General features: G+C 47.2%; 1 pseudogene. It reads left to right on the top strand.

Features of this window, described 5'->3' with window-relative positions:
• Window positions 1-254 (top strand): annotated as a pseudogene (locus FS818_RS29050) (cell surface glycoprotein); the annotation flags it as partial.

The following is a 254-nucleotide window of genomic DNA, read 5'->3' as shown; positions in this document are numbered from 1 at the left end:
AACAGCCTGCCAACGGATGCGTCAGCACGTCAGCAGATTCTGGATAACCTGGCTGTGTACATTGAACACAGTGATGGTACGAAAGAACTGGTCCAAGGCAAACTTGTGAAACTGGCTAATAACAGCGAAGGCATTGAGTTTACGGTAACCAAGTTCAGTACGTTTACACTGGTTGTCGTAGATGGGCTGAAAGCTGCTCAAAAGACAAATCATCCGTACATCCAAGGTTTCGGTGCAGATTTCCGTCCAGATGC

It is taken from the genome of Paenibacillus xylanexedens, assembly GCF_007680605.1.
Lineage (GTDB): Bacteria > Bacillota > Bacilli > Paenibacillales > Paenibacillaceae > Paenibacillus > Paenibacillus xylanexedens_B.
The sequence above is the reverse complement of the archived record's forward strand: the minus strand, read 5'-3'. Positions and strand labels throughout refer to the sequence as shown.